The organism is Paenibacillus lignilyticus (genome assembly GCF_017942085.1).
Classification (GTDB): Bacteria; Bacillota; Bacilli; order Paenibacillales; family Paenibacillaceae; genus Paenibacillus_Z; species Paenibacillus_Z lignilyticus.
Genome location: NZ_JAGKSP010000001.1, coordinates 595,907 through 614,657, shown reverse-complemented (window position 1 = coordinate 614,657; position 18,751 = coordinate 595,907). Strand labels below are relative to the sequence as shown.

18 protein-coding genes and 1 riboswitch are annotated in these 18,751 nt (G+C 49.5%); of the genes, 17 read left to right on the top strand and 1 reads right to left on the bottom strand.

Annotated features, from left to right (window positions below; genetic code table 11):
* Positions 1-15: 15 nt before the first annotated feature.
* From I8J30_RS02655 to I8J30_RS02610, 10 genes are all read left to right on the top strand, one after another.
* Positions 16-903 (top strand): carbohydrate ABC transporter permease, encoded by an 888-nt coding sequence (locus tag I8J30_RS02655; protein ID WP_240547745.1) that lies wholly within the window; start codon positions 16-18, stop codon positions 901-903.
* Between the two features lie 62 nt (positions 904-965).
* Positions 966-1,244, top strand: coding sequence for a VOC family protein (locus tag I8J30_RS02650; RefSeq protein WP_210655142.1), 279 nt, complete (start codon positions 966-968; stop codon positions 1,242-1,244).
* Positions 1,245-1,320: 76 nt separating this feature from the next.
* On the top strand, positions 1,321-1,785 hold the full coding sequence (locus tag I8J30_RS02645; RefSeq protein ID WP_210655140.1) for a VOC family protein: 465 nt from the start codon (positions 1,321-1,323) through the stop codon (positions 1,783-1,785).
* A gap of 145 nt (positions 1,786-1,930) precedes the next feature.
* A complete protein-coding gene (locus tag I8J30_RS02640; protein WP_210655138.1) occupies positions 1,931-2,299 on the top strand; it encodes a DoxX family protein in 369 nt (122 codons plus the stop codon).
* Between the two features lie 243 nt (positions 2,300-2,542).
* Complete coding sequence (locus tag I8J30_RS02635) at positions 2,543-3,448, top strand: aldo/keto reductase (protein ID WP_210655136.1); 906 nt, start codon at positions 2,543-2,545, stop codon at positions 3,446-3,448.
* Between the two features lie 325 nt (positions 3,449-3,773).
* A complete protein-coding gene (locus I8J30_RS02630; protein WP_210655134.1) occupies positions 3,774-5,114 on the top strand; it encodes an ABC transporter substrate-binding protein in 1,341 nt (446 codons plus the stop codon).
* 112 nt (positions 5,115-5,226) lie between these two features.
* On the top strand, positions 5,227-6,102 hold the full coding sequence (locus I8J30_RS02625) for a carbohydrate ABC transporter permease (RefSeq protein ID WP_210655132.1): 876 nt from the start codon (positions 5,227-5,229) through the stop codon (positions 6,100-6,102).
* 19 nt (positions 6,103-6,121) lie between these two features.
* Positions 6,122-6,961, top strand: coding sequence for a carbohydrate ABC transporter permease (locus tag I8J30_RS02620; RefSeq protein WP_210655131.1), 840 nt, complete (start codon positions 6,122-6,124; stop codon positions 6,959-6,961).
* A gap of 51 nt (positions 6,962-7,012) precedes the next feature.
* Positions 7,013-8,029: a LacI family DNA-binding transcriptional regulator gene (locus I8J30_RS02615; protein WP_210655129.1), complete on the top strand. Its 1,017-nt coding sequence runs from the start codon at positions 7,013-7,015 to the stop codon at positions 8,027-8,029.
* A gap of 83 nt (positions 8,030-8,112) precedes the next feature.
* Entirely contained in the window at positions 8,113-8,949 is an 837-nt protein-coding gene (locus tag I8J30_RS02610) for a phytanoyl-CoA dioxygenase family protein (protein WP_210655127.1), read from the top strand.
* An 89-nt stretch (positions 8,950-9,038) separates the two neighbouring features.
* Here the strand turns inward: I8J30_RS02610 and I8J30_RS02605 are convergent, their stop codons facing one another.
* The gene (locus tag I8J30_RS02605; protein ID WP_210655125.1) at positions 9,039-9,983 is read right to left on the bottom strand and encodes an aminoglycoside phosphotransferase family protein; all 945 of its coding nucleotides are present in this window, start codon (positions 9,981-9,983) and stop codon (positions 9,039-9,041) included.
* 428 nt (positions 9,984-10,411) lie between these two features.
* Here I8J30_RS02605 and I8J30_RS02600 point away from each other — a divergent pair, with 428 nt between their 5' ends.
* From I8J30_RS02600 to I8J30_RS02570, 7 genes are all read left to right on the top strand, one after another.
* The gene (locus I8J30_RS02600; protein ID WP_210655123.1) at positions 10,412-11,659 is read left to right on the top strand and encodes a Bcr/CflA family efflux MFS transporter; all 1,248 of its coding nucleotides are present in this window, start codon (positions 10,412-10,414) and stop codon (positions 11,657-11,659) included.
* A gap of 204 nt (positions 11,660-11,863) precedes the next feature.
* Complete coding sequence (locus tag I8J30_RS02595) at positions 11,864-13,939, top strand: methyl-accepting chemotaxis protein (protein WP_210655121.1); 2,076 nt, start codon at positions 11,864-11,866, stop codon at positions 13,937-13,939.
* A 48-nt stretch (positions 13,940-13,987) separates the two neighbouring features.
* A riboswitch (TPP riboswitch) is annotated at positions 13,988-14,098 on the top strand.
* A gap of 72 nt (positions 14,099-14,170) precedes the next feature.
* Positions 14,171-15,463 carry an acetylornithine deacetylase gene (locus I8J30_RS02590; RefSeq protein ID WP_210655119.1) on the top strand — a complete coding sequence of 431 codons (1,293 nt, stop codon included), beginning with the start codon at positions 14,171-14,173 and terminating at the stop codon, positions 15,461-15,463.
* 21 nt (positions 15,464-15,484) lie between these two features.
* The gene (gene tenA / locus I8J30_RS02585; RefSeq protein ID WP_210656033.1) at positions 15,485-16,162 is read left to right on the top strand and encodes a thiaminase II; all 678 of its coding nucleotides are present in this window, start codon (positions 15,485-15,487) and stop codon (positions 16,160-16,162) included.
* Positions 16,159-16,977 carry an ABC transporter ATP-binding protein gene (locus I8J30_RS02580; RefSeq protein ID WP_240547744.1) on the top strand — a complete coding sequence of 273 codons (819 nt, stop codon included), beginning with the start codon at positions 16,159-16,161 and terminating at the stop codon, positions 16,975-16,977. Before tenA ends, I8J30_RS02580 begins: the two co-directional genes overlap by 4 nt.
* Positions 16,974-17,726 carry an ABC transporter permease gene (locus tag I8J30_RS02575; protein WP_210655115.1) on the top strand — a complete coding sequence of 251 codons (753 nt, stop codon included), beginning with the start codon at positions 16,974-16,976 and terminating at the stop codon, positions 17,724-17,726. The genes I8J30_RS02580 and I8J30_RS02575 overlap by 4 nt, the downstream gene beginning before the upstream one ends.
* Before the next feature lie 13 nt (positions 17,727-17,739).
* A complete protein-coding gene (locus I8J30_RS02570) occupies positions 17,740-18,744 on the top strand; it encodes an ABC transporter substrate-binding protein (RefSeq protein WP_210655113.1) in 1,005 nt (334 codons plus the stop codon).
* Positions 18,745-18,751 lie beyond the last annotated feature (7 nt).

The following is an 18,751-nucleotide window of genomic DNA, read 5'->3' as shown; positions in this document are numbered from 1 at the left end:
ACGGAGTGAATCAACTTGGTTGACAATAATAAAGGATTTCAGCTTTTCGCGCATCTCATGATGATTCTGCTAGCGTTATTTTGCTTGCTCCCATTCGTGCTTCTGCTCGTCTCATCCATTACGGATGAGAAGATGCTGATTCAAAACGGGTATTCGTTTATTCCGTCGGCATTTAATTTCTCGGCGTATAAGTTTCTGTTGCAGGATTCGAACTCCATCGTAAACGCCTATAAGGTCACCGCGTTCGTAACGATACTCGGCACGGTAACGAATATCCTATTAACGACCTTGATGGCGTATCCGTTATCGAGAAAGGATTTACCCGGAAGAAACATTTTCTCGTTCTTTATTTTCTTTACGATGTTGTTCAGCGGAGGGCTGGTACCGTCGTATATGATGTGGACGCAATATTTCGAAATTAAAAATACGATATGGGCATTGATCGTTCCGGGCATGCTGCTCACGGCGTTTAACATCATTATGATGCGTACCTACTTCACGACAAACATCCCCGACGAAGTTATAGAAGCCGCAAAAATAGACGGGGGAAGCGAGTCCAAAATCTTACTAAATGTGGTCCTTCCGATGTCTTTGCCGATCATGGCGACCTTGGGGTTGCTCGTAGGCTTGTCCTATTGGAATGATTGGCTGAACGGCCTCTATTATGTCACGGACGCTGATCTGTTTAGCATTCAGGTTCTTCTCAATAAAATGCTGTTGGACGTTCAATTCCTGATGAGCAGCGCTTCAACCGGAATGGGCAGCAGCTTGTCCGCAAGTCTACCTTCAACAGCGATCAAAATGGCCGTTGCGGTGCTCGGCGTTTTACCGATTATGGTGATCTATCCATTCTTCCAGAAATTTTTCGTTAAAGGAATTACCGTTGGCGCGGTAAAAGGGTAAGCAGATAAGACGTTGTCCACTTAAGGGCAACGTCTTTTTTGTGCTTAGAAGGATTAAGATCCTTGCCTATGGTGCAATTTGGCTTGTTTCCGGATCGGAATGGGGATTTGATTCTCCCATCGGGACAAATCCTCTATTTATTACCATTCAAACCTTCAGACATGATCAATGACGTGATTGTGCCCGTTTTATCTTTTGAGGTTGATGCTATTATGGACGTGTATGCCAGACTTAAGAACAATGGCATTCAAGTTGGCGAATTAGAAAATGTGATGACAGGCAAACACTATTTCTTCCACGATCCGGACAACAACCGTTTCGGCATCTATCAATCCCAATAATTTTCAAATGGAATGACGGATTTTCGAATTGGCGTTCGTCTATTTATTGAATAATCAATATGGGAGGATGATGAGCATGAATGAGGAATTGTTGAAAATGAAAGAGAAGGCAGAGCAAGAGGTTAAACCGCTTCTGAAACGAGTATCCCATAACTATTTGCCGGTTTCGGATTTACAAAAAGCATTAGCATGGTATATGAAATACCTTGGTTTAAAGCATATTAGCGATAATCGCACGCCAAGAAACGATGGCGGGATTCTTATCCTTGGCAATGGGCAATGGTTGTTTCTGCTCGAGTCCAAGAGCAATAAAAATGCAAACTTTGTTACGGATGATTGGGAAGGCGACAATTACGAAATGTTTTCGCTCACCTTCGAGACCGATGATATTATTACGCTTCATGCGTCCCTTCGACAGAGCGGAACCCATGTAGAACCGATCGTTGATCTGGGGGGATGCGGCCTGCAATTTAAGTTTAAAGACCCGGATGGGAATAAATTTAATGTCTGGCAGGATCCTGATAAGGGGTCGGCTCTATAACTATTCAACCACGTCCATTGGGCGTGGTTTTCATTATGAGCGGATGAGTGCTAATAAATGCTTTACAGGACACCTAAAGGTGTTATATTATGAATTAGGACACTGATTGGTGTCCGATTAAAACGATAAAGGAAGTGGATTTAACGTGCATATACTAGCCATTATTCTACAAAGCTGGCTGCTGTTCTCCATGGCATTCTTCGGTGGAAGCAAGCTGGCTGGAGCCAAGCATCAAGTCGACCTATTTGATTCGGTTAGACTTCCCCAGTGGTTCCGCGTCATTACGGGCATCGTTCAAATTGTTGCATGCGTTGGACTCATTATCGGCTACTGGTCAGCGGGCTATGCCGCATTGGCAGGAATATTGGTCGGCGTTATGATGATCGCAGCCCTGATTGCGCATCTTAGAGTCAAACATCCATTCGCCAAATTGTTCCCGGCTCTGTTAAACCTGTTGATAGCTGCCGGAGTAGTTAGTCTATATGCAGATGATCTGTCCAATCTTCTCGGATAGGCTGCTCTAGGAGTCCGCGATTAGTTTCGTGGGCTTTATTTATTTCGTGGCTTGATAGGTGCACTAACCCCAAGGTAACCTACTGAAGTTAAAGTGCGTACTATTCAATTTCGGCATTGTTGTTTATATTCTTAGTAATGGGACGTTTAGGACAGACATTCGCGAACGAAAAAACACCATGCAAGGCGTAATCCAGAGCACATCATCCGATCTGCATAACAATCAGAAATGGAGTGAAAATGGATGCAAAAACGACAATTGGGACGTACCGGACTGGAAGTTACCTCACTGGGTTTCGGTGCAATGGAAATTCGGGGACCTCGGATCTGGGGTGGCCGTCCCGTCACGGATTCCGACGCGGAGCGGATCCTTAATGCCGTGCTGGATGCCGGGATCAACTTTATTGATACCGCTTATGATTATGGACGAAGCGAGGAATACATCGGACGGTTTATCAGCCATCGGCGCAGCGAATATTTCTTAGCTACCAAATGCGGCTGCACGGTCGTCGATGCAGGCGATCATGATGAGACGCCTCATGTATGGACAAGAGATAATTTATTGCGCAATGTTGATGTCAGCTTAAGAAGAATGAAGACCGACTACATCGACCTTATGCAGCTTCATAATCCTACCATTGAACAAACCGATGAAGGTCAATTGATTGATGTGCTGAAGGAAATTCAAGCCACAGGCAAAGTGCGGTGGATCGGAGTATCTTCAACGCTTCCCCACATCACGAAGTACATCGAAACCGGCGTATTCGACAGCTTCCAAATCCCGTATTCTGCATTGGAGCGCGACCACGAAAATGTGATTTCAGCTGCAGCCCAATCAGGCGCCGGAACCATCATCCGCGGAGGAGTTGGACGCGGTGAACCCGGTGTAGGGCTGGGCAACGGAGATAAGTGGGCAGCCTGGGAAAAGGCCAAGCTTGATGAGTTGTTGGACGAGGGCGAAAGCCGCACGGCGTTCTTGCTGCGCTTTACGTTAAGTCACCCTGACTTGACGACAACGATCGTCGGGACTAAGAGTCCGGAGCATCTGACGGAAAACATTAAGATTGCTCAGAAAGGCGTACTCTCGGAAGAGGTTTATGAGGAAGCCAAACGCCGTCTCCTTGAAGCGGGTCAGTCGCCGAAAGCGTAGATCAATCGTAAATGTAAAAAGAGCGAACCACTTCGACAAGAAGTGGTTTTTTATTTGCCGTCAGCCTATTTTGTCGAATTATAACAACTTCGATCGAATGGCAAAAACGGCCTTGTAATCGCTTTCAACTGAAATTATAATGAAGGCGCAGTCTTCCTTAAACGTTTCGGAAGGGGCGCTAATTCATTTTTAACCGGAAAGGAGTGCTTGGGTTCCACTTTTTCATGCGACACAGTATGGTAACCATTCGAACTGATACCCACCGCATTTTCAGTCATACTTCACTCAAGCGGAAGTAACGAGCTAAAATTAGGGAGGTTTATCTGTGAAGAAAATAAGTTTCTTACTCGTTGCATTACTTCTTGTTCTATCGTTGGCGGCTTGTGGCAGCAACACCAATAATGGCGGCGAATCCGCAAATTCGAACAGCGGCACCGACAAAGCAGATACCGGCAAAGAAGTTGTCATCAAGTTCCCAAGCTACAAAACCGGAAACAACGTCGGAGCCATCTTCTACCTTCCTCAGATCGAACGCTTCAACCAGAAATATGCCGGCAAGTACAAGATTGAAATCGAGGAAATCGTGCAAGACGAATACTCGAAGAAAATTAAACTCCTCTACCAGCAGAAGAAGCTACCCCCGCTTATCGAAGTCGATAAAGAGCTTGCCGACATTATGATTAACAACGGCGATCTCCTCGATTTGAAACCTTACATCGACAACAATCCGGAAATCAACTCTATTCTGATTGAGGATTCAGTGAAATATAACACGGACAAGAACGGCAAAATCGTATCGCTGCCACTCGCCTTCGAGCGTCCGATCGGCCTGTATTACAACAAGGAATTGCTTCAGAAAGCAGGCATAACGGAGCCGTCGGCGACATGGGACGGATTCTTCAGCGATCTGGACAAATTGAAAGCGGCCGGGGTTACGCCGTTAGCGCTGATGACCGGCGAGAATGGCTGGACGACGATGTTGCTTGCATCAGCTATGATTGCCTCGGTGCCGGAAGGCCAGGATCTGCTGGCAAAAGGCGATATCGTAACGAACTTTAATTCGCCGTTATGGATCAATACCTTTGCCAAGGTGCAAAAGCTGCTGACGGATTACACAACAAAGTCCGCGCTTGGTGCGACGTATTCCATCGCAGCGAATGAATTCTTCAGTGATAATACGGCGATGATCGCGAACGGTCCTTGGATGGTTGGGGATTTCAGCAATCCTGACAAAGCCTCCGATGGTTTCGCAGGTAAAGTAGGCGCGACCATTTATCCGAACGGCGTTGCGCTCGGCTCTGCTGACGGATACTGGTATTCCATTCCGAAAGATACACCGCAGGAAACGGTGGATGGTTTGATTGAATACTTCAAATTCATTTATTCACCGGAAGAGTTGAATGCATTCCTGGTCGCGGAAGGCGGCTTTGCTCCCAAATTGCCGATGCCGGATGATGCGAAAGCAAAACTGGATCCCATCCTGAGACAGTTAAACGATGAAGTTGGTTCGAAAATGAAAACGCTCAACCGATTGATCTATGATATCGTACCGCAATCCGTTTCGGATTTGTTTGCTAAAAACTTGCCGCTGCTGGCAACAAACGATATGACGCCCGAACAGTTCTGTAAAGCGATGACAGACGCAGCAGAGAAATTTAAGAAATAATGTTGGCCGGATGGGGCCGGCAAGAAGCGTATGGCGGTCGCCAATGCGCTTCTTGCCCGTACCATCTAGACCGGCATGCATCGATTACCGCTCTTCGGGGAGGAATGCCGTCATGTATAAGTACAATAAGCTGTGGGTGTATCTCTTTATCCTGCCTACTCTGCTTGTCTTTCTGACTTTTTATTTTGTTCCGATCCTAACCGTGTTTACAACCGGATTCATGGAGTGGAATGGCTTTAATACGGCGAAATTTATCGGATTCGATAATTATAAAATGATCTTCCTGGATGACAACTCCATTATCGTCTCCTTAATGAATCTGTTGAAATGGTCGCTCATCGCCGCTTTCATCCATGTCCCGTTCGGTGCACTTGTCGCGTTCATTATCTTTAAGCGGCCGGTAGGCTGGAGATTTGTACGCGGGGTATTCATGATTCCGAACGTAATCGCGGTATCGGCATGGGCGATCATCTACCGTTTTATTTTCAATGACCAGATGGGGCTGCTGAACAATTTCATAAGAAAGCTCGGCTTCACGAACTTTCATACGAACTGGTTCTTCGATCAGCAATACGCGTTTTCCGCAATCAGCTTGACTTGGGTGTTCTATGCGGTAATCGTGACGCTGCTTGTTTTATCCGACCTGATGGCAATCCCCAAGGAGCTGCATGAAGCGGCCAAAATCGACGGCGCAACCGAAGCGCAAATCCACTGGAGGATCAATTTGCCTCTGATTCGCGGTTCGCTCGGGACAGCAGTCATCTTATCGATCATTGCGAGAATTACGATGTTCGAAGCGATCTTCTTGACGACCAAAGGCGGGCCGGGCAACTCCACCTATAATATCTCTGTCATGCTCTACGATGGCATTATTAACTATCAATTCGGCTATGCGAATGCGGTCGCTACGATCATGATTATACTTGGGATCGGCGTGCTGGCCATTACGACCAAAGTGTTCAAAATGAACAAAAGCGTCTACAACTGACAGGGGGTGATCCTGCTTTATGAAGGCTGAACCTTTGAAACGCGGCCTGGTAGGGGTTTTCAGTTATTTGGTGCTCTTATTCACAGTCTGCATATCGCTCGTCCCGCTGCTCTGGATTGTCGTTTCCTCCTTTAAATCCAATAAAGCGATATTAAACACGCCGTTCGCGCTCCCGGTGGACATTAATTTTCATGCCTATTACTCCGTGCTGAAGATGAACAATTTCTTAAGCAATACGACGAACTCTGTATTGATTTCGGTCACTTCGACGCTGATCGCGCTGCTGTTCTATGCGCTGGCGGCGTATTCTTTCGCGAAATTCGATTTCAAAGGCAAACATATCTTGTTTGTTCTGTTCTCGATTACGCTGCTCATACCCGGTCACGCAACGGCACAGCCGATTTTCTCATTCATTAACCTAACCGGACTGTACGATACGAGACTGGCGCTTATTGTCGTATATATCTCAGCCGGACTTGCCGTATCGCTGTTCATCTTACGGGCTGCGTTTCTGTCCATACCAAGAGAGCTCGACGAAGCCGCTTATATGGAATCAGCTACCTTCTGGCAGGTATTTTTCTATATCAATTTGCCGCTTGCCAAATCAGGCTTGGCAACAGCAGGCATTCTCATGTTTCTTGGCAACTGGAACGAGTTCTTCTATGGATTCATGCTGACCGCATCTGCAGAGAATCGGACGCTGCCTGTCGCGTTGCAGTTTTTCACGGAACAATTCTCTTACAACTACACCCAGCTGTTCGCAGCGTTGACGCTCGTTACGCTGCCAAGCATTATTTTATATATGGTGGCTCAGGAGCAGGTGCAGCAAAGCGTTGTCAGCGGCGGCGTGAAAGGCTGATCGGAGCAAAATGGTTCGTGTACCTATTCTTACTGCGGCAGGTGAGTGCTATTGGCGACGATTAAAGATATTGCAAGGATGGCCGGCGTGTCGACGACTACCGTTTCCAGAGCGCTGAACGGATATGATGACGTTAGCCAAGATACCAAACGGAGAATTCAAGAAATTGCCGAGGAGCTGGATTATTCCCCGAATGCGGTAGCGAGAAGCTTGGTATCGAGCAAGACGCGCACGATTGGCGTTATTTTCTCGGGACTCAAATATACGGGGGGAAAAGATAATCTTGCCTTCGAGATTTTATGCGGGATCAATGATCGGGCCAATGAGATGAATTACGATATCTTGTTGTTCAGTACCAGTCCTTCCAAACAGCGGATCAAATCCTATTACAACTTATGCAAGGAACGAAATGTAGACGGAGCGATCATATTCGGCTTAAAGGTGGACGATCCGTACTTGGAGGAAGTCATTAAGAAGTCTAATTTTCCGTGCGTCCTAATCGATATCCCGTTCTCCAACGAAATACTGGGGAATGTCACGACCGACAATATCGAAGGAGTTCGATTGGCCATTCATCATTTGATGGAGTGGGGCCATACGAATATCGCGATGATCAACGGCTATGCCGAAGCACATGTCAGCGAGCAGCGGTTAAGGGGCTTTAAGAAGGCGCTCTTCGAACGCGAATTGCCCTTTCATGCCTCGAAAATCTTCGACGGGCAGTTCTCCGAAGAAGGCGGGGAACAAGCGATGATGCGCATTTTGGATGAACATCCGGGTGTTACGGCCGTATTTTGCTCCAGCGATTTAATGGCGCTTGGCGCGATGAGAGCGCTTGAGAAGAGAGGGAGAAAGGTCCCCGATTCCGTATCCGTAGTCGGATATGACGACATCATTCTCTCCTCGTACTGTTCGCCGAAGCTGACTACCGTTCATCAGAACAAATACGAGATGGGCTGGGCATCGGCAAAGCTGCTGATCGAGATGCTTGAAGGAACGGATATTGACCACAATGTGGTGCTCAAGAATGAATTGATCATACGGGAGAGCACTAAGCGATTACTGTAATTCGGCTGTATTCATCGTGCACGGGATGATCCTAAACGTTTAAGTAGCGATTCGATAAATACTCAAGTGGAGGTTGGTATGCGATGAGACTTAGCGCCGAGGAATTGGAAAGCGGCAAGTTATCCCCGGAAACGTTAGAGCTTGCGATTCAACTGATCAAAGTCAACGGGTACGTGTTATTCGAGGAAGTATTGCCAAGAGCTCAAGTGGATGAGCTGTTCAACAGCTACGCAGCCATACTGGATCCTTACTTCGAGGAGCATCGCGAAGAGATTCTGAATCCGAAAAATGGATTTAATGACGGTACGAATCACGTTCGTCTTTATTTGCCGTTTGAGAAGCCTTTCTGCGACGAGGCGATTATTGCGAACCCGTTCGTGACCGCAATCGTGGATCGGATCTTGGGCGAGGATTGCTTAATGACCTATTTTGCAACGAATACCTCCATGCCCGGCGGTAAGAAATCACAGCCCGTTCATGCGGATACTTCCTCGCGCTACGGGGACAAATATGAAGCGAATCTGCCGATTGCGAACCTGATTGTCAATTATCCGCTTGTGGATGTGGACGAGAATAACGGTCCGATGGAGATATGGCCGGGCGGGACGCATCTGCATCCGGATAACTGGTATGCGCCTAATGCATTCAACAAATCCAAGCTCGCGGAGCATATGCATGGCATTAAGATGCTCATGCCGGCAGGCTCTATCTTAATTCGCGATGACCGCGTATGGCACCGCGGCACGCCGAACAAGTCGAACAAGCACAGACCGAATATCGCCCTCATTTACTCGGAGAACAGGCAGCGAGAAGGCACGATCCAAATTCCGCAGGAAACGTACGATCAGCTGCCGGTGAAAGCACAGCGGTTGCTGCGAAATGAGAAGATTGGCTTCCCTGTTGCGGCGCCGAAGCATTAGACGTGAATGAGCAAAAACCGCATTGCACCCTGAGAAGAGGGTTGCAATGCGGTTTTTGGTGTGTGCTGTGTGGCGTTCCGCGGTACGAGTTAAGATTCGTATCTATTCTTGAAATCAGTAAGCACTTCATCAATAATTCGTTTTGCGACGGTGGCAAATACAGGGTTGGTGTCCTTGTAATACGGCAATGCGAACAAGCCCATCGACAATGCATAGCCGCGGCCTCGAGCCCAGGTTGCGTCATCCGGCTGCAGCACAGCACGGAATCTAGGCCGCGTTGCATCGGTGAGGATACTCCAAGCAAACAGCATGTCGCATGCGGGATCGCCGAGGCCCATACAGCCAAAGTCGATCACGGCGCTAATGCAGCCATTCTCTATGAGTACGTTCCCTGCGTGAATGTCACCGTGAATCCAGACACCAGCTCCTTCCCAATCGGGTACTCCAAGAGCTTCTTCCCAAGCTGTGAGCGCCGCTTGTTGATCAATTATGCCTTCCAGCTCAGCGATTGCCTTGCGAACACCGCTATCTCTCGGTGCCAGCGACATACCTCGCGAGGATGACGGAGGTATGACCTCGCTGCCAAGGTCGATACGCTGCATGGCGCCGACGAACTGCGCGATATCAGCTGCAGCTTGACCCAAATCGTCAATTCTCCCGACAATGGCATCCGCTCCCTTAAACCATCGATAGACAGCCCACTGCCAGGGATAACCTTCGGCAGGGACCCCAATAGCGAGCGGGGCAGGAATGGGAAGCGGCAGATGTGGAGCAAGTTTTGGCAGCCAATACTGCTCCAATTCAGCTTGACCAGTTGCCCAATCAATGCGAGGCATTCGAACGGCTAAATCCTCGCCAAGCAGATAAATCGCGTTGTCCGTTCCGCTGGACTGTATCCGAGTAAGCGGAAGCTCCGCCCACTCCGGGAATTGCTCCTCGAGTAACCGTCTCACCAGCGAGGCGTCAATCTCAACCTCGTTATTGTGCATTTTGACAGGTTTTGAAGCGGGTTTTAATCGATCTATATTTGTCATAGAACCTCCTGAAAGTGTTGTGCGTTATGGCTGCGGCTTCCAATAGTTGTATGGTTTTCATTGCAATCACGCTCGCTCTCGAATAGAATACAATCATTGTAGGCGTATTTTTTTCTGGAAGCAAGGTTGGATGAGCTAACGAACCGTACGGCGCTTATTTGTCCATTCTACGATTCGTTAGAATCTCGAAGCACCGAAATTCAGCCGAATAACGCCTCTGCGGTTCGTTAGAGTGTCACCGCATGCAAAATGCAAGGTGCCAGTCCTGGAGTAAGCCAACCCGTGATCACGGGTTGGCTTATTTTGTGTGCCTGCGTTTGTTGTCGGCATCCGTACAGTTGTGATAGGATGAGAAACAGACTCTCAGCTCGGAATCGAGCCAATAAGAGTCTTGGATTTGGATAGAAGAATAGGAGATTTGCTTGATTATGACGAACAAGAACAGTCGGAACGTGTTTAGATTAGCGATGCTGCTCGGTATATTCTCGACACTCGGGCCTTTTACGATCGATATGTATTTACCTGCTTTCCCGGAAATTGTGAAGCAATTCGATACGACAGCTTCACTGGTACAACTCAGCTTAACCGCTTGTTTACTCGGACTCGGCATCGGCCAACTGGTCATGGGTTCGCTCAGCGATGTATATGGCAGACGTAATCCCCTGCTGATCGCTATGGCTGCTTATGTTGCCGCTTCGTTAGCTTGCGCAATCTCGCCTACTATCGGATTGTTGATCGCATTCCGGTTCGTGCAAGGGTTCGCCGCAGCGGCTGGCATTGTTATATCCCGTGCGATTGCACGCGACCTGTACAGCGGTCATGAACTTACGAAGTTTTTCTCGATGCTCTTGCTGGTCGGTAATTTAGGTCCGCTCGTGGCACCGGTTTCCGGCAGCGGTGTTCTTTCTTTCACGACGTGGATCGGGGTATTTATTGCACTGGCACTACTGGGAATCTATCTATTAATCATGACTAAATGGGGGCTGCAGGAGACGCTGCCATCTGATCTTCGCAGGCCCAGCAATTTCATGGAGCAGTTGCGGAACTATGGATCGCTCCTGCAAGATCGCCAGTTTCTCGGCTATATGCTTGCACAGGGCATCATGATTGCAGGGGTTTTCGCCTATGTTTCGGGTACGCCATTTATTTATCAAAATATCTATGGGGTCTCGCCGACCGTATTCGCTCTATTATTTGCATCGAACGGCATTAGCTTAATCATGGGATCCCAGCTGGTTGGACGGATGTCGCATCGCGTATCCGAACAGGCCTTTCTGTTATTCGGCCTTGGGCTTGCCTTACTGGCAAGCGTCACCGTCTTAATTGTCGGCATCGTCCATGGACCGCTCGTCGCGCTGGTAATTCCGCTGTTTATCTTCGTAGCGGCTATTGGCATCACATCAACGGCAGCATTCCCGCTTGCGATGGAGAGCCAGGGGCATATGGCGGGCAGTGCGGCTGCGCTGCTTGGCGTTGTTCCCTTCTTACTTGGAGCAGTTGTCTCCCCGCTTGTCGGTATTGCAGGAGAAGACACCGCCGTTCCGCTAGGCGTCATTATATTATTGACGAGCCTCACCGCGTTGCTGGCTTATTACTTTCTGGTAAGAAGGAGCCCGCGTACAGCAGCTCACGTTAGCAGCATGGGGGTAAACGGAAGTGAACAGCTTTGCGAGTAGCTGGCTAAGCTGAGTAGTTTGCTGCTGGTGTATACATTATTTTGCAATTTTTACTCGAATTTCAGGGATTTAGTCTTGTTTGACATCCATATTTTAGTATAATAGACAGACAAACATTCGTGTTTACTAAACCTCTTATTTATTAAGAGGTTTTTTATTATGTTTGCGAGATTATACATCGATGAACAAGAAGGGGCATCCTAGATGAAAACCGTCAAAACAAAGATTATGATTGCCATTATTATGTGCTCGGTTGTCGCAGTACTAGTTGTTGGATTAATAGGAATCAATACAGCCAATCAAATGCTGAAGCATTCCTCCGACGAGGCGGCCAAGCTGAACGTCGATTCCAATGCGAAGAGCTTGAATCTTACGATTGAGGCGATCGAGCAGTCGGTGAACGGACTTGCTGTCTCGGCCATCTCGATGCTGGATGATGTACAGAAATTTAAGACAGACGCTGGTTACGTGAAGGATCTTCAAGAGAAAATTAGACCCTTGGCCGAACAATTCTCGCAAAATACCGAAGGCGCCATGGCGTTCTATATCCGGTTCAATCCGGATTTCACCGCTCCTACATCGGGACTGTTCCATGCGGATTCGGACGGCGATGGCAAGATCGAACAATTGACGCCTACGGATTTCAGTCAGTATGATCCGACTGATCTCGCTCATGTGGGATGGTATTATATCCCGGTGAACGCTGGCAAACCGGTGTGGCTTGATCCTTATATGAACGAGAACATCAACGTCAAAATGATCAGCTATGTCGTACCGATCTTCAAAGAAGGCGAGTCCATCGGTATCGTAGGCATGGATATTAACTTTAACTTATTTACAGATATCGTCAGCAGCATCAAGCCTTATGCGAATAGCTATGGCGCGTTGCTTAATGCGAATCTTGATTTCCTCATTCATCCGCAATTGAAGCAAACCGATAATTTGGCGAAGATTCATGCGAATTTAGCGGAACAGATCAAGAAGCAAGAACTTGGAGTCACGACGGTGCAAGAAAACAACGAAGACAAGATGATCTCTTATGCAAAGCTGTCCAACGGGCAAACGCTGCTGATTGATTCTTCGAAAAGCGATATTTATCGTGATGTGTTCACGCTCAGGAAGCGTATTATGATCGTATTAATCGGCGTCGTGCTCCTAGCCGCACTAGTTGCATACTTGATGGGCAGAAGAATTTCGAAGCCGCTGAAGACGCTTATTCTCGATATGAGACGGGTCAAGGAAGGCGACTTCACGATTCGCACATCCATCCTCGGCAAGGACGAAATCGGTGAGATTGGATCGAATTTCAATCGTATGGTGGAAGAGCTGGAGAACCTCACGAGAAACATTCGCACGGTATCCGGTCATATTCATTCTTCGTCTCGTTCTCTTGCTTCCGTAGCGGAGGAGGTAACGGCATCTTCAGAGGAAGTTTCGGCTTCCTTGCACGAGATTGCCCAAGGCAATAAGATGCAATCGTATTCGATTGAGAAGAGCTCCGAAATATCCGCGAATCTATCGAATAAATTTAAGCAGCTATATGACAATACGCATGTCATTCTTCAAGTCGTGGACGGCATGCAGGTCAGCAACGAGAACGGAATGTCGCTCATGCATGATCTGAATGCGATCAATCAAGATAACGGATCGGCGATTAACAATATCGAGCGGGAAATTTTCAATCTAAATGACAAAACGCAAAACATCAGCACGATCATCGAGCAGCTCACCCATATCGCGACTCAGACCAATTTGCTGGCGCTGAATGCATCCATTGAATCATCGAGAGCGGGAGAAGCCGGGAAAGGTTTCGCTGTCGTGGCGAGCGAGATTAGGAAGCTGGCGGAGCAGTCGCGGAAATCGACGGAAGACATTAGCGAAATCATCCTGAATGTGCAGTCGGATGCCAACCATACGGTCGGTGCCATGAAGCAAGTGAAGGAGAGATCGCTGGAGCAATCCGAGGCCGTTCACCAGCTAAGCCAGGCATTCGGAATGCTGTCGGGCACGATCAACCAAATTACCGATATCCTTCAAACGAACGGCGCGTTCATCACCGAAGTATCCGGAGATTCCAATCAATTAGCCGGCGAGGTTCATGAGATGTCGTCCATCTCCGAAGAGAGCGCGGCATCCTCCGAGCAGGTATCGGAAACGATGGCAGAGCAGGTGAAGGGCTTCGGGAAAGTCGTGGAAGAGGCGGATGCGCTCAATGCATTGTGTGTGACGTTGAATGATCTCGTAAAGAGATTTCACGTGAACGAATCGTCTAAAGTTTAACTTTTGTTGTCAATTGCAGCTTAATAAGCTATAGTGAGGATAATTTCATATTGAAAGTACGGGTGCTGGATGGAGTCTGGCTGAGATAGGGAACGTTATTTCCCTGACCGTTAATCTGAACCAGGTAATGCTGGCGTAGAGAACGTATCGAATTCAAACCATTCGTATATTCTCGGATGGTTTTTTTCTGTTGTTCGTGCCTGCTTTCCTACGGAAAGGAGAAGATAGGTATTGGAAGATTCCTTTATTTCACGTGTGCAGCAACAGGTAGAGGAACGACAGGATGAACTGTTTGCGCTGCTGGCGGAATTGATCGCTTTCCCGACCGTCAGCCCGCCTGCGCGAAACACGTTAAAGGCACAGCAGTTCTTGGCGGAATATCTCCGAACGAATGGTTTCGAGACGGAGTTGTGGGAGGTTTATCCCGGCGATCCTAACGTGACTGCGATCAAATACGGCACGCAGCGGGAGACGCATCAAAGTCTGCTGCTGAACGGTCATATGGACGTAGCCGAGGTTGGAGATAGCAGCGAGTGGGAAGAGACTCCTTTTCGGCTAACCCTGAAAGAGGGTAGAGCCTACGGCAGGGGAACAGCGGATATGAAAGGCGGGCTGGCCGCGCTGCTATTCGCCGTGAAACTGCTAACCGAGGCGGGCGTAGAGCTAAGAGGCGATCTGCTGTTCCATTCGGTTATCGGAGAAGAGGCCGGTGAAGCGGGGACGCGCGCTTGCATGGAACGCGGTTATAAGGCGGATTTCGCCGTTGTGGCGGATACAAGCGGAATGGCAATACAAGGACAAGGCGGGGTCATCACCGGCTGGGTGACGATTCAAAGTCCGGTTACCTATCACGATGGCATGCGAGCGCGAATGATCCATGCCGGCGGCGGCATTCAAGGGGCCAGCGCGATCGAGAAGATGGCCAAACTGATTACAGGGCTTCAGGAGCTGGAGCGCTACTGGGCAGTGACCAAATCTTACCCCGGTTTTCCGGCCGGTTCGAATACGATCAATCCCGCAGTTATTGAAGGGGGTCGCCACGCGGCCTTTATTGCAGATAAATGCGCGTTGTGGATCACGGTGCATTTCTATCCCGATGAGGATTATGAAACGGTTGCTGCCGAGATCGAGGAGCATTTGCTCGCCATTGCGCAAGCCGATCCTTGGCTGCGGAACAATCCGCCTGTTTTCCGATGGGGAGGGAGGTCGATGATCGAGGAGCGCGGCGAAGTCTTTCCTTCTCTGAAGCTGGACAGGGAGAGCGAGGGGCTGAAGGCATTGTCCGCCAACCACCAGCAAATGCTAGGTGCCGAACCGCAGTTGGGCATGAGTCCATCCGTAACGGATGCAGGCTGGCTGGGGCGGGCAGGCATACCGACGGTCATCTACGGTCCCGGCGAGCTTGAGCATGCGCATGCCGTTAATGAAAGCACAGATATGAAGGAACTGGTGGATTATGTCAAAGTCATGATCGGCTTCATTGCGGATTGGTGTAATCGGAGAAAGCCGAGCCATGAAGGATAGAACCTGCAAGAGGATGGAGGAATACCAGTGAGTCGATTTAGTGATAGGCTGTACCATTCAGCGCATGAAATTTGGGCCAAGAGCCATCAGCATCCTTTTCTGACGGAATTGCGGGAGGGGACGCTTGATCCGCGGCGGTTCATCTATTATTTGAAGCAAGATTATGTCTATCTGATCGATTACGCCAAGCTGTTCGCGTTCGGCAGCATGAAGGCCGGAGATATGGAAACGATGGTAAAGTTCGCAGAATTGCTTCATTCCACGCTGCATGTCGAGATGGCGCTCCACCGAGGTTACGCGGAGCGATTCGGCGTGACGAGAGAAGAGCTGGAGCAGACGCATCCTGCGCCTACTACGGTTGCGTACACCAAATATTTGCTGGATGTCGCTCAACAGGGATCGCTCGCAGAAGTCGTAGCGGCGCTGCTCCCCTGCATGTGGAGTTACCAGGAGATCGGGGCAACGTTCATGAAGATTCCGGGGGCGTTGGAGCATCCGCTGTATCGGGAGTGGATCTTGATGTACGGCTCCGAGGAGTTCGAGGCACTGACGAATTGGTGCATTGGTTTAATGGATCGTTTGGCAGAAGGCCTTCCTGAACGAGAGCTTGCGCAGCTGGAGGAGCGTTTCCTCATGGCTTCCAAGCTTGAATATCTGTTCTGGGATATGGCCTATCGGCAAGAGGAGTGGCCGGTTTGAGCACAACAGTAGAAGCAGGAAAACAGCAAGCCGCGTTATCGGTACGCGGGCTTAGCTTCTCTTTTCCGCAAGAATCACCCTTGTTCGAAGCTTTGAGCTTCGATATTAAACATGGCGAGTTTGTCAGCATTCTGGCAGCAAGCGGGATCGGCAAAACAACCCTATTCCGGCTGTTGTCCGGTCTGCTTGTTCCTACAGCGGGCACGATTGCGATAGGTGAAGCGGGCAACTCCGCGAGAGATGCAACGAAGCTGGGGAAGATCGGCTATATGCCGCAAAAGGACTGCCTTCTCTCATGGAGATCCGTGCTGGATAATGCCGCAATTGGCTTGGAGCTGCGCGGAGCGTCCAAGCGGGAAGCCCGTCGCCAAGTGTTGGAGCTGCTGCCGGGTCTGGGGCTTGAAGGAACGGAAAGCAAATATCCGCATGAGCTATCCGGCGGCATGCGCCAGCGCGTATCGTTTCTGCGTTCCCTTCTGGGCGGTGGAGAGCTGTTTCTGCTGGATGAACCGTTCAGCGCTTTGGATGCGATGACGCGGATCAGCATGCAAGAGTGGCTGCTGCAAGTATGGGAGCAGCATCGCAAGACGATTCTGTTCATCACGCACGATGTTGACGAGGCGCTGCTCCTATCTGATCGGGTACTTGTCGCTGCGCAATCGCCCATTACGACTCTTCGTGAGCTGAACGTAAATCTGCCTCGCCCCCGCAGCTATGAGGCGGCGCTGGATGAGACGTTCATCGGCTTGAAGCGACAGCTGCTGGATTGGATCGGTTTTGGAGCCGGCGGCTCGAATGGAGGAGGCCGGTCATGAAACGACGTTTAATCGCTAATGTACCTGTCCTTCTGTTCGTGCTGCTGCTGGCTGTGTTATGGGAAGTCGGAACCAGGGTTATGAACATCCCGCATTACATCATTCCGAGGCTATCCGATGTGTTTGTCTCCATGTGGGAGAATAAACAGCTGCTTGGGAAACATTTTGGCGTCACCCTGGGAGAATCCCTGCTCGGATTAGGAATTTCGGTGCTGTTCGGAACGCTGGCTGCCGCTTGGATTGAAAGCTCCGGCTTAGCGAAGAAGACGGTTTACCCGCTTATTGTCGGTTCCCAGACGATTCCGATCATCGCTTTATCGCCGATTATGGTGATGTGGTTCGGCTATGAGATCTGGAGCAAGATTGCCGTGGTCGTGCTGTTCACCTTCTTCCCGCTTGCTGTGAATACGGCGGATGGGCTTCGCTCGGCAGATCCCGATATCGGGGAGCTGATGCGAACGATGGGGGCACGCAAACGCGATCTTCTTACGAAATGGAAGATTCCGTCTGCACTTCCGGGATTCTTCACGGGGCTGAAGATGGCAGCCGCGATCAGTGTCGGTGGCGCTACGCTTGGGGAATGGCTCGGAGGCGAGAACGGCCTCGGGATGTACACGAAGCGGGCATCCAATATGCTGCGCGGTGAAGCGGTGTTCTCAGGCGTGATTTTGCTGTCGGTTATGGGGATCATCTTGTTCCTCGCGGTTCAATGGTTAGAGCGCGCATGCCTTGGTCATCGCAGAAGTTAAGGTTAAAGGAGAAATGACAGTGAATCTACGTAAATGGTCGACAAGCACATGGAAAACGACAGCTCTTGCACTGGTCTTGCTGGTGGTTGCAGGCTGCGGGTCCAATAAGCAAGCTAACGGGGAGACGGAAATTACGGTACTGCTCGATTGGTATCCGAATGCGGTGCATACATTCCTGTATGCGGCGCAAGAGCAGGGATATTTTAAAGACGCAGGCTTGAAAGTGAATCTGCAAACGCCGGCGGACACCAACGATGCGCTGAAGCTGGTGGCGACCGGGAAAGCGGATCTAGCACTGAGCTATCAAATGCAGGTGGCGATTTCACGTTCCGAAGGGATTCCGATTGTGTCTGTCGGCGCAATCGTTCGTCATCCGCTTAATCAACTGCTTGTTCTGGATTCAGAAGGCATTAACAGTCCCAAGGATCTGGTCGGCAAAAAAATCGGTTACCCTTCGATTCCCCTCGATGAAGCGATTGTCAATACGATGGTGAAATCGGACGGAGGCGACCCATCGAAGCTGTCGTATACCGACGTTGGCTGGGATCTGATCCCGGCGATGACGACGAAGAAGGTTGATGCCATCATTGGCGGTTATGTGAATCATGAGAAGCTGTTATTGGAGAAAGAAGGCGAGAAGCTGACGGCCTTCGATCCTTCTAAATACGGCGTGCCGGATTACTACGAGCTGGTACTTACGGCAAGCGAAGAAGGGCTGAACAATAAGAGCGCCGCGATTAAGAAGTTTATAGAGGCCGCTGCCAAAGGGCAGGCGTATACGGCGAGCCATCCGGATGAGTCGCTGCAGCTGTTGCTGGATGAACAGAGCGAGGAGTTTCCGCTGGACGCTGCGGTTGAGAAGCAAAGCTTAGCGATCTTGCTGCCGCTGATGGATGCGGGCACAGAACCGTTTGCCAGTCAGTCTGAGCAATCCTGGAACGACGTGATTACTTGGCTGACAGAGCAGGGTCAGATCTCGAAGAACGTGAAGGCAGCAGAAGCATTCCGCAATTTGTAGGCGAGGA

What these genes read in the sequence shown, in the direction of transcription:
- I8J30_RS02645 (WP_210655140.1), top strand. Translation starts at nt 1,321, where the DNA reads ATGAATGAGGAATTGTTGAAAATGAAAGAGAAGGCAGAGCAAGAGGTT.
- I8J30_RS02635 (WP_210655136.1), top strand. Translation starts at nt 2,543, where the DNA reads ATGCAAAAACGACAATTGGGACGTACCGGACTGGAAGTTACCTCACTG.
- I8J30_RS02625 (WP_210655132.1), top strand. Translation starts at nt 5,227, where the DNA reads ATGTATAAGTACAATAAGCTGTGGGTGTATCTCTTTATCCTGCCTACT.
- I8J30_RS02620 (WP_210655131.1), top strand. Translation starts at nt 6,122, where the DNA reads ATGAAGGCTGAACCTTTGAAACGCGGCCTGGTAGGGGTTTTCAGTTAT.
- I8J30_RS02610 (WP_210655127.1), top strand. Translation starts at nt 8,113, where the DNA reads ATGAGACTTAGCGCCGAGGAATTGGAAAGCGGCAAGTTATCCCCGGAA.
- I8J30_RS02605 (WP_210655125.1), bottom strand. Translation starts at nt 9,983, where the DNA reads ATGACAAATATAGATCGATTAAAACCCGCTTCAAAACCTGTCAAAATG.
- I8J30_RS02600 (WP_210655123.1), top strand. Translation starts at nt 10,412, where the DNA reads ATGACGAACAAGAACAGTCGGAACGTGTTTAGATTAGCGATGCTGCTC.
- I8J30_RS02595 (WP_210655121.1), top strand. Translation starts at nt 11,864, where the DNA reads ATGAAAACCGTCAAAACAAAGATTATGATTGCCATTATTATGTGCTCG.
- I8J30_RS02575 (WP_210655115.1), top strand. Translation starts at nt 16,974, where the DNA reads ATGAAACGACGTTTAATCGCTAATGTACCTGTCCTTCTGTTCGTGCTG.
- I8J30_RS02570 (WP_210655113.1), top strand. Translation starts at nt 17,740, where the DNA reads ATGACAGTGAATCTACGTAAATGGTCGACAAGCACATGGAAAACGACA.